The sequence below is a fragment of the Kitasatospora sp. NPDC127060 genome (assembly GCF_042724935.1).
GTDB lineage: Bacteria > Actinomycetota > Actinomycetes > Streptomycetales > Streptomycetaceae > Kitasatospora.
The window spans coordinates 1-12,058 of record NZ_JBHXEG010000141.1 but is presented as its reverse complement, the minus strand read 5'-3'; the positions used below and the strand labels follow the sequence as shown (position 1 = coordinate 12,058).

The 12,058-nt window shown below is 73.0% G+C and carries 12 protein-coding genes; 4 read left to right on the top strand and 8 right to left on the bottom strand.

Annotation, left to right across the window (positions count from 1 at the left end):
• Positions 1–409: 409 nt before the first annotated feature.
• A complete protein-coding gene (locus ACFWIS_RS39485) occupies positions 410–1,414 on the bottom strand; it encodes a stage II sporulation protein M (protein ID WP_380463442.1) in 1,005 nt (334 codons plus the stop codon).
• A 241-nt stretch (positions 1,415–1,655) separates the two neighbouring features.
• Here ACFWIS_RS39485 and ACFWIS_RS39480 point away from each other — a divergent pair, with 241 nt between their 5' ends.
• Entirely contained in the window at positions 1,656–2,672 is a 1,017-nt protein-coding gene (locus tag ACFWIS_RS39480; protein WP_380463444.1) for an RDD family protein, read from the top strand.
• A gap of 71 nt (positions 2,673–2,743) precedes the next feature.
• Here the strand turns inward: ACFWIS_RS39480 and ACFWIS_RS39475 are convergent, their stop codons facing one another.
• On the bottom strand, positions 2,744–3,373 hold the full coding sequence (locus ACFWIS_RS39475; protein ID WP_380463445.1) for a hypothetical protein: 630 nt from the start codon (positions 3,371–3,373) through the stop codon (positions 2,744–2,746).
• A gap of 108 nt (positions 3,374–3,481) precedes the next feature.
• Here ACFWIS_RS39475 and ACFWIS_RS39470 point away from each other — a divergent pair, with 108 nt between their 5' ends.
• Entirely contained in the window at positions 3,482–3,997 is a 516-nt protein-coding gene (locus ACFWIS_RS39470) for a SigE family RNA polymerase sigma factor (RefSeq protein WP_380463447.1), read from the top strand.
• Positions 3,994–5,007, top strand: a complete 1,014-nt coding sequence (locus ACFWIS_RS39465; protein ID WP_380463449.1) for a hypothetical protein — start codon at positions 3,994–3,996, stop codon at positions 5,005–5,007. Before ACFWIS_RS39470 ends, ACFWIS_RS39465 begins: the two co-directional genes overlap by 4 nt.
• A 68-nt stretch (positions 5,008–5,075) precedes the next feature.
• Here the strand turns inward: ACFWIS_RS39465 and ahcY are convergent, their stop codons facing one another.
• The 6 genes from ahcY to ACFWIS_RS39435 all read right to left on the bottom strand — a co-directional run bounded on the left by ahcY (position 5,076) and on the right by ACFWIS_RS39435 (position 11,353).
• Entirely contained in the window at positions 5,076–6,524 is a 1,449-nt protein-coding gene (gene ahcY / locus ACFWIS_RS39460) for an adenosylhomocysteinase (protein WP_380463451.1), read from the bottom strand.
• A gap of 360 nt (positions 6,525–6,884) precedes the next feature.
• Positions 6,885–7,862 (bottom strand): cation diffusion facilitator family transporter, encoded by a 978-nt coding sequence (locus ACFWIS_RS39455; protein WP_380463453.1) that lies wholly within the window; start codon positions 7,860–7,862, stop codon positions 6,885–6,887.
• 29 nt (positions 7,863–7,891) lie between these two features.
• Positions 7,892–9,145, bottom strand: coding sequence for an SIS domain-containing protein (locus ACFWIS_RS39450; protein WP_380463455.1), 1,254 nt, complete (start codon positions 9,143–9,145; stop codon positions 7,892–7,894).
• Between the two features lie 64 nt (positions 9,146–9,209).
• Positions 9,210–9,392, bottom strand: a complete 183-nt coding sequence (locus ACFWIS_RS39445; protein ID WP_380463457.1) for a Trm112 family protein — start codon at positions 9,390–9,392, stop codon at positions 9,210–9,212.
• 82 nt (positions 9,393–9,474) lie between these two features.
• The gene (locus tag ACFWIS_RS39440) at positions 9,475–10,860 is read right to left on the bottom strand and encodes a phosphomannomutase/phosphoglucomutase (RefSeq protein ID WP_380463459.1); all 1,386 of its coding nucleotides are present in this window, start codon (positions 10,858–10,860) and stop codon (positions 9,475–9,477) included.
• 127 nt (positions 10,861–10,987) lie between these two features.
• Positions 10,988–11,353 carry a DUF3499 domain-containing protein gene (locus tag ACFWIS_RS39435; RefSeq protein WP_380463461.1) on the bottom strand — a complete coding sequence of 122 codons (366 nt, stop codon included), beginning with the start codon at positions 11,351–11,353 and terminating at the stop codon, positions 10,988–10,990.
• A 294-nt stretch (positions 11,354–11,647) separates the two neighbouring features.
• Between ACFWIS_RS39435 and ACFWIS_RS39430 the strand changes: the two genes are divergently transcribed.
• Positions 11,648–12,025 (top strand): metallopeptidase family protein, encoded by a 378-nt coding sequence (locus ACFWIS_RS39430; RefSeq protein ID WP_380463463.1) that lies wholly within the window; start codon positions 11,648–11,650, stop codon positions 12,023–12,025.
• Positions 12,026–12,058: the final 33 nt, after the last annotated feature.

The following is a 12,058-nucleotide window of genomic DNA, read 5'->3' as shown; positions in this document are numbered from 1 at the left end:
TGGCACGCTGTTGAGTTCTCAAGGAACGGACGCTTCCTTCGGACCGCCTTCCAGCGGGCCCTCCGGGCGCTTCGTTCTTTCGTGTTTCCAGCTTACCAGATGTTTTCCGCTCCGTTTTCCGGAGTTTCATTCATCCGATTCCCGCTGGCGGGTTTCCTGCGAACTTCGTTCCGAAGCTTATCAAAGCTTTCGGAGTGTTCCGTCCGTGGGATTTGCTTCATCGGAGGGTGCGCATTTCGTGAAATGCGCTCGCCTCGATTTCGGCGGTGTCGTAGACACTAGCGCCCGGGGCCGACCGTTGTCCAGTCAGTCCCAACCGTTGAAACCTACTAGCCCACCCTCACCACGTCAATGGTTTGGCCGGGATGCGAGAAGACTAGCAGGTCAACGGCCTGTTGATCACATCGACTCAGGCGGCGACGGGCTGGAGGTCCGCCCGGTCGACCGCCTCCACGTCGCCGAACTCTCCGCTCGCCGCGGCCTTCCGGCCCAGCACCAGCGCGTAGAGGAGGAAGGCCACCTCGGCCAGGGCGCCGATGGAAATGCGCGCCCAGGTCGGCAGGCCGGACGGAGTCACGAAGGCTTCGAGCACGCCCGAGACCGCCAGGACCGTCGCCAGGCCGATCGACATCCCGATGATCGAGCGGCCCTGTTCGGCCAGCGCCACCGTGCGGGTGCGCGGGCCGGGGTCGATGACGGTCCAGCCGAGGCGCAGGCCGAGGCCGCCGGCCACGAAGACCGCGGTCAGCTCCAGCAGTCCGTGCGGGATGAGCAGGCCGAGGAAGATGTCGAGCCGTCCGGCGGAGGCCATCAGTCCGATGCCGACCCCGAGGTTGACCACGTTGGTCCACATCACCAGGAGCACCGGAATGCCCAGGGCGATCCCGAAGAGCAGGCACTGCACGGCGACCCACGCGTTGTTCGTCCAGACCTGGGCCGCGAAGGAACTGGCCGGCCGGTCCGAGTAGTACGCCTCGTACTCTCCGCCGGGGCGGGTCATCTCCCGCAGCTCGTCCGGGGTGATGAGGCTGTTGCGGACCTCCGGGTGGGTGGCCATCCACCAGGCGAGCAGCACGGTGAGGGCCAGCGAGACGGCCGCGACCGGCACCCACCAGCGACGGGCGCGGTACAGCGCGGCCGGGAAGCTCACCGTGTAGTAGCGGGCGACGTCCTGCCAGCCGTTGGTACGGGCGCCGGTCACCGCGCTGCGGGCCTGCGAGACCAGGCTGGTCAGCCGGCCGACCAGGGCCGGGTCCGGTGCGGCGGCCTGGACCTTGGCGAGGTGGCCGGTGACCCGCTGGTAGAGGCCCACCAGCTCGTCGGCCTCCTCACCGCTGAGCCGGCGCCTACGGGCGAGGGCGTCCAGCCGGGCCCACTCCCCCTGGTGGGTGGCGACGAAGACGTCCAGGTCCATTCGGCGGCTCCATGGTCGGCGATGGCGCGAGGCGCGCGTGAGCGGTCGCGCGGGTACGTGCGGACACGTGCGGGCCCAGCATGCCAGCAGCCGTCGCTGTCCCGGCCGTCGGGATCTCACTTCCCGTGCGCCCACCGGGCGCCGTATGTTTGCGGCTGCGGATCAGACTGCGGAGAGCGGGCAGTGGGGGCCGATCCAACCGCACTCCCACCTCTCGCATGAGCGTGAACGGACAGGTGTCTTGAGCGACCTGGTGACGGGTGAGGCGGTCGTCCTCGACCTCCAGACGGCGAAGCTTCCGAGCAGGGCGCTGGCCATCGTGCTCGACCTGCTCATCGAGTTCGCCGCCCTGTTCGTGTCCGTGCTGGTGATGAGCGTCGCCCTGTCCGACCTCGACAGCGCGGCGCTGGCAGCCACCATGCTCGGGATGACGGTGTTCTACCTGGTCGGCCTGCCGGTGATGATCGAGACCCTCAGCAACGGGCGCTCGGCCGGCAAGGCCGCGCTCGGCCTGCGGGTGGTGCGCACCGATGGCGGACCGGTCCGGTTCCGGCACTCGCTGGTGCGCGGGCTGGTGGGCTTCTTCGAGCTGATCGCGATAACCGGCGCTCCGGCCGTGATCACCTCCGCGCTGAACTCGGACGGCAAGCGGCTCGGCGACATCTTCGCGGGGACGGTGGTGATCCGCGAGCGCACCCCGGGCGGGCTCGGCACGGCCGGCCCGCTTCCGCCGGTGCACCCGCAGCTGCTGCACGACATGGGCCGCGAGCTGGTCGCGATGGACCTCTCCGCGGTGCCCGAGGCGCTCTGGCTCGCGATCCGCCAAGTGCTCAGCCGGATGGGCCAGTTGGATCCGGGCGTGACGTTCCGGATGGCCATCGAGCTGGCCGACGACCTGGCCGCCCGGGTCGGGCACCCGGTACCGCCCGGCCTGCACCCGGCCGCCTATCTGGGCGCGGTGCTCACCGAACGCCAGCGCCGGGAGTGGATGCGCGCCCAGCAGCGGTTCGCGGCCTCCGCACCCGTCCCGATGCCCGCCCCGCACCCGATGGCCGCCCCCGCCGTCACGGCCGACGGCCGGCCCCACCACGTCCTCGGCGTGCCCGCCGCTCCCGCTCCCGCTCCCGTTCCCGTTCCCGCTCTCGCGCCCGCAGCCGTCGCACCCGCCCCGGCCGCCCCCGCGCCGTCCTTCGTCAAGCCCGCACAACCCGCCGCACCGGCACCGGCCCCCGCCACCGGCTTCGCCCCGCCCGCCTGAGCTGAGCCCACTTGACCCGAGCCCACCTGAGCCGAGCCCACCTGAGCTGAGCCCACCTGAGCCCCGCCCCGCTACTCCCCCACCGACCAGGCGTTCGGCGGCGACTCCAGCTCCTCCAGCTCGATCCCCTCCGCCGCCAGCACGACGTCCCCCGCCAGGTGCACGACCTGCTGCTCCCCCGTCTCCAGGTCCGCGACCTGGTACCGCTCGACCGACAGCGGCCCCGAGTCCGTCTCATGGGTGTCCACGCCCTCCAGCAACCACCCCTGGTCGAAGGTGCGCGGCGCCAGCACCGGCTCGGTGAACGCCACCAGCCGCACCCGCGCACTCGCCCCCTCCCGCAACCGCAGCATCCGGGCGGTGGCGACCAGGAAGCCCGGCGAGCGCCCGGCGAACCCGTGCGCCCGGTCGTGGCCCTCCACCGTGTGCTCGCCACCCGGGTCGGCCGCGTCGGTTCGCACCCAGGCGACCCCGTCCACCGCGCCGCCGCGCACCTGCCAGCCACCGGCCCGCAGCTCCATCCGCAGCGGCCGGGCCCGCGAATCCACCGTCAGGTCGACGCTGCCGAGCACCCGGCCGTCCGGCGCGTAGGTCTTGGAGACGTACCGCCAGCCGGCCGCCCCGGGCGCGCAGCTGAAGCGCTCCTCACCGAGCAGCAGGTGGTCGTGGGTGTCATGGAGCGAGTACCGGCCGTTGGGCATGCCCGAAAGCCTACGTGCGCCCGTGATGCAACATTCCCCGCGGCTGCGCGCATTAGAGGGTCGGACGGCGCGGGAGAGACGCCGCCCGGACGACGAGAGGGGGTGCGGATGGCGAAGCAGACGCGCGACGCGGAGTTCACGGAGTACGTGACCTCCAGGGGCGGCTGGCTGCGCAAGGTGGCCTATCTGCTGTGCGGGGACTGGCACCGGGCCGACGACCTGGTGCAGGAGACCATCACCAAGCTGTACGTGCACTGGTCGAGGGCGAGCCGGACGGACAACATCGACGGCTACGCCCGCCGGACGCTGGTCAACACCTTCCTCGCCGAGCAGCGCACCTCCTGGTGGCGCCGGACGGTACGGACGGAACTCGACCCGGAGGCCCTGGCCGCGAGCCTCGACCTGGACGCCTCGCTCGACCTGCGCCGGGCCCTCGCGGCCCTGCCGCCCCGGCAGCGGGCCACCGTCGTCCTGCGCTACTTCTGCGACCTCTCGATCGACCAGGCCGCCGAGGCCCTGGGCTGCTCGACGGGCAACGTCAAGAGCCAGAGTTCGCGGGCCCTGGCGGCCCTCCGCAGCACGCTCACTCCCCACCCCGTCGCAGCCGCAGAGAGGACGTCATGACCCCGCACTCAGTTCTGGCCGCCCGCCTGACGGCCCTGGCCGACGAACCCGCTCCGCCGCCCGCCTTCGACACCACCGCGTCCATCGCCCGGGGGCGGGCCCGCCTACGCACCCGTCAGCGAGCCACGATCGGGGCGGGGGCCGTCGCGACGGCGCTCACGGTCGGCCTCACGGCCATGGCGCCCCGGCCAGGGAACGCGACGCCCGCAGCTCCACCGGCCGCGGCCACCCCGACGCCGGCCCCCACCCACACGGCCGTCGACGGCACCCCCGCGCTGATCTCCGAGCTCAAGGTCGGCTGGCTGCCCGACTGGGTGGACCGCGAACACGGTCTCGGCTACACCGCGGGCACCTTCGGTTCCAACATCACCGCCGTCGAACCGAAACTGGGCTTCCGGCGCCTCCAGATCGTCCTGCTCGCCCCCGGCCCCGAGCCGGCGCTCGGAACCCACCCGGACGAGGCCAAGGTCCCCGCCGCCCCGATCAACGGCCGGACGGCGTACTGGATCGAGCATCCGTCCGAGCCCCGCTACGACAGCAGCGACCGGGTCCTCCGCTGGCAGACCGTCGACGGCCGGTGGGCAGTGATCCGGGCGACGCACCTCGAAAACAGGGTCATCCCCGACGGGGACCTGATCCGGATCGCGGAGTCCGTCACGGGCGGCAGCCGGGACGTCCCCATGCCGCTCTGGCTGAGCGGACTGCCGGCATCGATCCGGCCGGACTCCGCCGCCGTGGTCCGCAACCCCGGCACGGTGCCGTGGGAAGCCCGGATCGTCCTCGCGGTCGGCGGCAAGACGGTCACCGTCACGGCGGCTCCGGAGGGCGACCTGAGGGACCTCCCGCCCGACTCGCAGTGTCGGCACGAGGGGGGCCTGCAGGTCTGCGCCTCCACGTCACCCGACATCGTGCCCCGGCTCGACCCGGTCGGCGGCCCGGCCGGCCTGCTGAAGCTGGTGCACGTCACCGGCGCGGACGAGAGCACCTGGACGACCAGCAACCTCCGCTGACCCCGGACGCGCCGGTGGCCGGCACCCCGCCCAGGGGTGCCGGCCACCGGCGTTCGCCGCTCACCGCATCAGTAGCGGTACTGCTCCGCCTTGTACGGGCCCTCGACCGGAACGCCGATGTAGTCGGCCTGCTCCTGGGTCAGGGTGGTGAGCTTCACGCCCAGGGCGTCCAGGTGCAGCCGGGCGACCTTCTCGTCCAGGTGCTTCGGCAGCACGTAGACGCCGATCGGGTACTCCTCGGTCTTCGTGAACAGCTCGATCTGGGCGATCGTCTGGTTCGCGAAGGAGTTGGACATCACGAAGGACGGGTGGCCGGTCGCGTTGCCCAGGTTCAGCAGGCGGCCCTCGGAGAGGACGATGATGGTGCGGCCGTCGGCCTTGCGCCACTCGTGGACCTGCGGCTTGACCTCGGTCTTCACGACGCCGTCGAGCTTGGCCAGGCCGGCCATGTCGATCTCGTTGTCGAAGTGGCCGATGTTGCCGACGATGGCCTGGTGCTTCATCCGGGCCATGTGCGAGGCCATGATGATGTCCTTGTTGCCCGTGGTCGTGATGAAGATGTCGGCGGTCTCGACCACGTCGTCCAGGGTGGCGACCTGGTAGCCGTCCATCGCGGCCTGGAGCGCGCAGATCGGGTCGATCTCGGTGACGATGACGCGGGCGCCCTGGCCGCGCAGCGACTCGGCGCAGCCCTTGCCGACGTCGCCGTAGCCGCAGACGACGGCGACCTTGCCTCCGATCAGGACGTCGGTGGCGCGGTTGATGCCGTCGATGAGCGAGTGGCGGCAGCCGTACTTGTTGTCGAACTTCGACTTGGTGACCGAGTCGTTGACGTTGATCGCCGGGAACAGCAGCTGGCCGTCACGGTGCATCTCGTACAGGCGGTGGACACCGGTGGTGGTCTCCTCGGTCACGCCCTTGATGGTGGCGGCGACCTCGGTCCACTTGTTCGGGGTCTCCTTGAGCGTGCGGTTGAGCAGCTCGAGGATGATCCGGAACTCGTCGTTGTCCGCGGTGGACGGGTCCGGAGCGGCACCGGCCTTCTCGAACTCGACGCCCTTGTGGATCAGCAGGGTGGCGTCGCCGCCGTCGTCCAGGATCATGTTCGGGGTCTTGCCGTCAGGCCAGGTCAGCGCCTGCTCGGTGCACCACCAGTACTCCTCCAGGGTCTCGCCCTTCCAGGCGAAGACCGGGATGCCCTGCGGGTTCTCCGGGGTGCCCTGCGGGCCGACGGCGATGGCCGCGGCGGCGTGGTCCTGGGTGGAGAAGATGTTGCAGGAGCACCAGCGGACCTCGGCACCGAGCGCCGTGAGGGTCTCGATCAGCACCGCGGTCTGGACGGTCATGTGCAGCGAGCCGGTGATCCGGGCACCGGCCAGCGGCTGCGCCTCGGCGTACTCGGCGCGGATGGACATCAGGCCGGGCATCTCGTGCTCGGCCAGCTGGATCTCCTTGCGGCCGAACGGCGCCAGGGAAAGGTCGGCGACCTTGAAGTCACCGGTGATGTCGGTCGACATGCGTCTGCTCCTCGCTGATGGGGGTGGGGCACGGCCGAGGTCCGGATGTGCGTTGCGCATGGCGGGCCGTACGGGTGCACGGCTACGCCGGGGCGACCTGGTCCGTGGATCACGGACCGGTTCCCCGCTGCGCAGCACAAACCGCCGGAGGACCTCTCTCCCTCGACCGGCGCACACCCTACGGGTGCGGACCGCCGATCGACCGCCATCAGCAGCGACGTTCTGGCTCTGGTGACGAATCTACACCGGCCGCCCCACCCGCCGTCCGCGGATGACCGATTTCGGGCGCCGGATCCGACCGCCGCCCGACCGGGATCCCGCCCCGGAACCACCGGGGCGGGCGGCCGGGCGGACGGCCCGTCAGTGCGCCGGGTCCGGGCCGGGCCCGCCCGGGGTGGCGGCCGGGTCCTCGCCGGCCGCGGCCTTCTCGGCGCTGTAGACGTCCGGCTCCAGGTAGATCGCCCGGGCGATCGGGACGGCCGCGCGGACCCGCTCCTCGGCGGCGTCGATGGCCCGCGCCACCCGCTCGGCGCTGTCCTCCGCGTTGACGGCGATCTTGGCGGCGACCAGCAGCTCCTCCGGGCCGAGGTGCAGGGTGCGCATGTGGATCACCCCGGTGACCGCCTCGCCGTCCACCAGCGCGGCGCGGATCCGCCGCACCGACTCCTTGTCGGCGGACTCCCCGAGCAGCAGCGACTTGGTCTCCAGCGCGAGCACCACCGCGATCACCACCAGCAGGACGCCGATGCACAGGGTGCCGACGCCGTCCCAGACGCCGTTGCCGGTGATCACGGTGAGCCCGACGCCGAACAGCGCGAGCACCAGACCGATCAGCGCGCCGGTGTCCTCCAGCAGCACCACCGGCAGCTCCGGGGCCTTGGCGGTGCGGATGTACTGCACCCAGCCCTGGCTACCCTTGGCCTTGACGGACTCCCGCACCGCGGTCAGGAAGGACCAGCCCTCCATCGCGATGGCGAAGAACAGCACGCCCACCGCCCAGCCCCAGGAGTCCAGCGCCTCGGGGTGGTTGACCTTGTGCCAGCCCTCGTAGACCGCGAACAGGCCACCGACGCTGAACAGCACGATCGCCACCAGGAAGCCGTAGACGTAGCGCTCGCGCCCGTACCCGAACGGGTGCTCCTCGTCCGCCGCCCGGCGTGCCCGCTTGCCACCGATCAGCAGCAGCACCTGGTTGCCGGAGTCGGCCACCGAGTGCACGCCCTCGGCCAGCATCGAGGAGGAGCCGGTGAACCCGAAGGCGGTGAACTTGGCCGCCGCGATCGCCAGGTTCGCGGACAGCGCCGCCACCAGTGCCTTGGTCCCACCCTCTGTGCTCATGGGCCGAGACTAGCGCCTGTCGGGCGGGCTCAGGACTGCGCGGCGGCGAGCCCCAGATAGACGGCGGCGAAGTCGGTCAGCGCGATCAGGTCGGCCAGCGCGTGCAGCGGGTCCGGGCGGGTGCTCGCGTACTCGGTCAGCCGTACGTCGTGGGCGGCGGCCAGCCGGTGCGCGCGGCTCGCGCCGAAGCTGCGCGGGCGCTCGTCGTCCTCCGTCACCTCGGCGGGGCCGTCCTGCTCCTGCGCGGGATCCGGGGTTCCGGTGCCGGGGACGTGCCGGAGCAGCAGCACCTGGAGGTGCAGCGGGTCGGGCTCATCGACCCGGTCGCGGAAGAAGTCGTCCGGGTCCGCGCCCGCGCCCAACTGGCCGGTGAACATGCCGCGGTGGGCGGTGAGCACCTGCGGCAGCGACCCGGCCAGCGCCGGGCGGCCGGCCCGGTCGGCGAGCTGGGCGGCGAACCGGGAGACGGCGGCCCCGGCGACCGGGCCCTCGGCCCACAGCAGCGGGACGGTCCCGGCCAGCCGCGCGGCCAGCCCCTTGGCCGGGTTGGTGTACGCGGCGGCGTCCGGGCGGCAGCGCACGGCGGTGGCGTCCAGCAGGTCGGCGACGGCCGGCAGCGCGTCGTACGGCAGCTGGGTGAGGCCGAGCTTCTGGGCGAGCGCCAGCAGCGGGGTCAGGTGGGACCACAGCGCGGCCGGGTCCTCGGCCGGGAGGTCCGGCTCGGCGGCCGGCGCGGCGGGCCGGCCCTCCTCGGGCAGCACCGCGGTGACGTACGGCAGCGGCAGCGCGCGCACCTGCAGCGCGGCCTCGGCCAGCGGGCTGCCGGCCGGGGCGATGACGACGATGGCGCAGCCGCGCGCGTAGGCCTGCTCGGCGAGGCCGATCAGGCCCTGTTCGCCGCCGTCGGCGGAGCTGACCACCAGCAGGTCGAGCGGACCGGCCCAGCCGGGCAGCTGCCAGCCGAGTCCGGCGGTGAACACGGGCGGGGCACCGGCCCGGTCGGCGCGCGGGGCGGCGGCCTCGACCGGCGGCAGCGGGGTGACCAGGGCGGCGGAGCCGCCCAGCGCGGCGAGGATCTCGGCGGCCGTCAGGGCGCTGCCGTGCCCGGCGACCAGGACGGCGCGCGGGCGGCCGTCCGGGCGCAGCCGGTCGAGGCCGGCCGTGTCGGCCTGCCGCAGCGCGGTGCGGACCCGGGCGCCGGCGCCGGCCAGGGCCAGCAGGGCGCGGTCGTGGTCGGCGCGCTGGAGGGCGGCCGGGTCGTCGAGCAGGGTGTCGTCGAGCATGCGGCGGGCCTCCGGCTGTCCTGTGGTCGGCGGGCGCGGGTGGGGCTGTCGGGCCCCAACAGGATCAGGCCGGGCGGCGGGCCTCGTCCACCAGGAGGACCGGAATGCCCTCGCGGACCGGGTACGCGAGGCCGCAGTCCGCGCCGGTGCAGAGCAGTTCGGGGTGCTCCTCGGTGCCGCCCTCGGTGAGCGCGGCCCGGCACTGCGGGCAGACCAGGATCTCCAGCAGGAAGGATTCGAGCTTCATGGGGCTCTCCAAAGTTCGGGGGTGGCACGGAGGTGCCCCGGCCGATAGGCAACCCTACCGGCCGGGGCACCGCGCGCCTCGGTCAGGCGCGGACGACGGCGAGCACGCCGTCGCGCAGCTCGGCCATCTTCGCCGGGTCCTTGGCCTCGACGTTGAGGCGCAGCAGCGGCTCGGTGTTCGAGGCCCGCAGGTTGAACCACCAGTCCGGGCCGGCCACCGTGAGGCCGTCCAGCTCGTCGACGGCGGTGCCCTCCAGGCCGGCGTAGGCGGCGCGGACGGCGGCGGTGCTGGCGGCCTGGTCGGCGACGGTGCTGTTGATCTCGCCGGAGGCGGCGTAGCGGTCGTACTCGGCGGTCAGCGCGGAGAGCGTGCCCGGCTGCCCGCCGAGCGCGGCCAGCACGTGCAGCGCGGCCAGCATGCCGGTGTCGGCGCGCCAGAAGTCGCGGAAGTAGTAGTGGGCGGAGTGCTCGCCGCCGAAGACGGCGTCGGTGACGGCCATCTCCTGCTTGATGAAGGAGTGGCCGACCCGGGTGCGCACCGGGGTGGCGCCCAGCTCGCGGACCACCTCGGGGACGGTCCAGGAGGTGATCAGGTTGTGGATGATCGTCGGCTCGGCCTCGCCGGCGGCCTGGGCGCGGGCGATCTCGCGGGCGGCGACCAGCGCGGTGATCGCGGACGGGGAGACCGGCTCGCCGCGCTCGTCGACGACGAAGCAGCGGTCGGCGTCGCCGTCGAAGGCCAGGCCGATGTCGGCGCCGACCTCGCGGACCCTGGCCTGGAGGTCGACCAGGTTCTTCGGGTCGAGCGGGTTGGCCTCGTGGTTGGGGAAGGTGCCGTCCAGCTCGAAGTACATCGGGACGAGCTCGATCGGCAGGCCGTCGAAGACGGTCGGCACGGTGTGGCCGCCCATGCCGTTGCCCGCGTCCACGGCGACCTTCAGCGGGCGGATCGCGGTGAGGTCGACCAGGCCGAGCAGGTGGTCGGCGTAGCCGCGCAGGGTCTCCTGGGCAGAGAGCGCGCCGGGCTGCACGTCCTTGGCCGGGACGGTGACGGTGTCGTCCTCGGCGGTCCAGGACTCGACCAGTTCGCGGATCTCGGACAGGCCGGTGTCCTGGCCGACCGGGGCGGCGCCGGCCCGGCAGAGCTTGATGCCGTTGTACTGGGCCGGGTTGTGGCTGGCGGTGAACATCGCGCCGGGCAGGTCGAGCTTGCCGCTGGCGTAGTAGAGCTGGTCGGTCGAGCACAGGCCGATCTCGACCACGTCGGCGCCGTAGGCCGCGGCGCCCTCGGCGAAGGCCCGGCTGAGCGACGGGGAGGAGGGGCGCATGTCGTGGCCGACCACGATCGCGGACGCGCCGGTGACCTGCACGAACGCGGCGCCGAAGGCCCGGGACAGGCTCTCGTCCCACTGGTCCGGGACGACGCCTCGGACGTCGTACGCCTTCACGAGCTGCTTGAGGTCGCGCACTGCGGCTCCACCCTGGTTCTGTGCTGATCGATACGTCGGGCCACCCCGCCCGTCCGGTGGACGGTCGCGGTGAGGTCAGACGGGCAGCGTACCCGGGCCGGGCGAACGGGCGGCGCGGGGCGAGTCGTCAGTTGTCGGGCGAGCGCAGGACGCGCAGGTGGCCGCGGCGGCCGCCCTCGGTGGACTCGCCCTCGGGGGACCGGCCCTGACGGGGGGTCTGCGGGCGGGCGGCCTCGCGGACGGCGTTGGCGAGCGCCTCCAGGTCGTCGCTGCTGCGGCGCAGCGGGCCGGCCTCGGCGGCGAGCCGGACGACCTCCCAGCCGCGCGGGGCGGTGAGCCGCTCGGCGTGCTCGGCGCACAGGTCGTAGCAGTGCGGCTCGGCGTAGGTGGCGAGCGGGCCCAGGACGGCGGTGGAGTCCGCGTAGACGTACGTCAGCGTCGCGACGGCCGGTCGGCCGCACGCGGTCCGCGAACAACGACGTACAGAGCTCACGAGGGTGGACGGTACCGCACTCCCCGCCGGGGAGCGAAGACCGCCTGCCCGGCGGGGGTGCCGTGTCGCGGTCCGCGCCCCCGGGCGCACCCCCGGGCGTGCCGCCCGGGGGTGCGCCGCCCGGCTCGCTCCGGCCGTCCGGGCACGCGCCCCGCCCCGGCGATTCCCCCGTCGGAGTGGTCCACTTCCGACCCGCCAAGGACTACTCTCGGCAGTGATATGGACAGTTCCGCACCGCAGTCATCGACAGGCCCCTCGCGCCGCCCGCGGCACCGCGACCGGCACGGCAGGGGGTTGCGCGGCCCGCTGGCGCCGCCCCAGGTGCCGATCTCGCTCACCCGCTCCGAACTGTTCGACGACTACGTGCGCGAGTCGGTGGAACGGCTGGAGCGGCGGTGGCCGCAGCTGATCGAGGTGGAGTTCGCCGTGCAGGAGGTGCCGCTGCACGAGGTGGACGGCGCCGACGGCGGGGACGGCGTGCCGCTGGGCCGGGTGCTGCCGGGCCAGAAGGGGCACAAGAGCCAGATCGTGGTGTACCGGCGGCCGGTGGAGATCCGGGCGAAGACCCGGGAGGACCGGGCGGCGCTGGTGCACGAGATCCTGATCGAGCAGGTGGCCGAGCTGCTGGGACTGTCGCCGGACGCGATCGACCCGCGCTACGACGAGGACTGACCTCCCGGGGGCCGGGGTCGGTCCGGCGGGATC

Coding starts and splice junctions, on each gene's coding strand:
- ACFWIS_RS39445 (WP_380463457.1), bottom strand. CDS start 9,392: ATGAAGCTCGAATCCTTCCTGCTGGAGATCCTGGTCTGCCCGCAGTGC.
- ACFWIS_RS39485 (WP_380463442.1), bottom strand. CDS start 1,414: ATGGACCTGGACGTCTTCGTCGCCACCCACCAGGGGGAGTGGGCCCGG.
- ACFWIS_RS39475 (WP_380463445.1), bottom strand. CDS start 3,373: ATGCCCAACGGCCGGTACTCGCTCCATGACACCCACGACCACCTGCTG.
- ACFWIS_RS39450 (WP_380463455.1), bottom strand. CDS start 9,145: ATGCTCGACGACACCCTGCTCGACGACCCGGCCGCCCTCCAGCGCGCC.
- ACFWIS_RS39470 (WP_380463447.1), top strand. CDS start 3,482: ATGGCGAAGCAGACGCGCGACGCGGAGTTCACGGAGTACGTGACCTCC.
- ACFWIS_RS39455 (WP_380463453.1), bottom strand. CDS start 7,862: ATGAGCACAGAGGGTGGGACCAAGGCACTGGTGGCGGCGCTGTCCGCG.
- ACFWIS_RS39465 (WP_380463449.1), top strand. CDS start 3,994: ATGACCCCGCACTCAGTTCTGGCCGCCCGCCTGACGGCCCTGGCCGAC.
- ahcY (WP_380463451.1), bottom strand. CDS start 6,524: ATGTCGACCGACATCACCGGTGACTTCAAGGTCGCCGACCTTTCCCTG.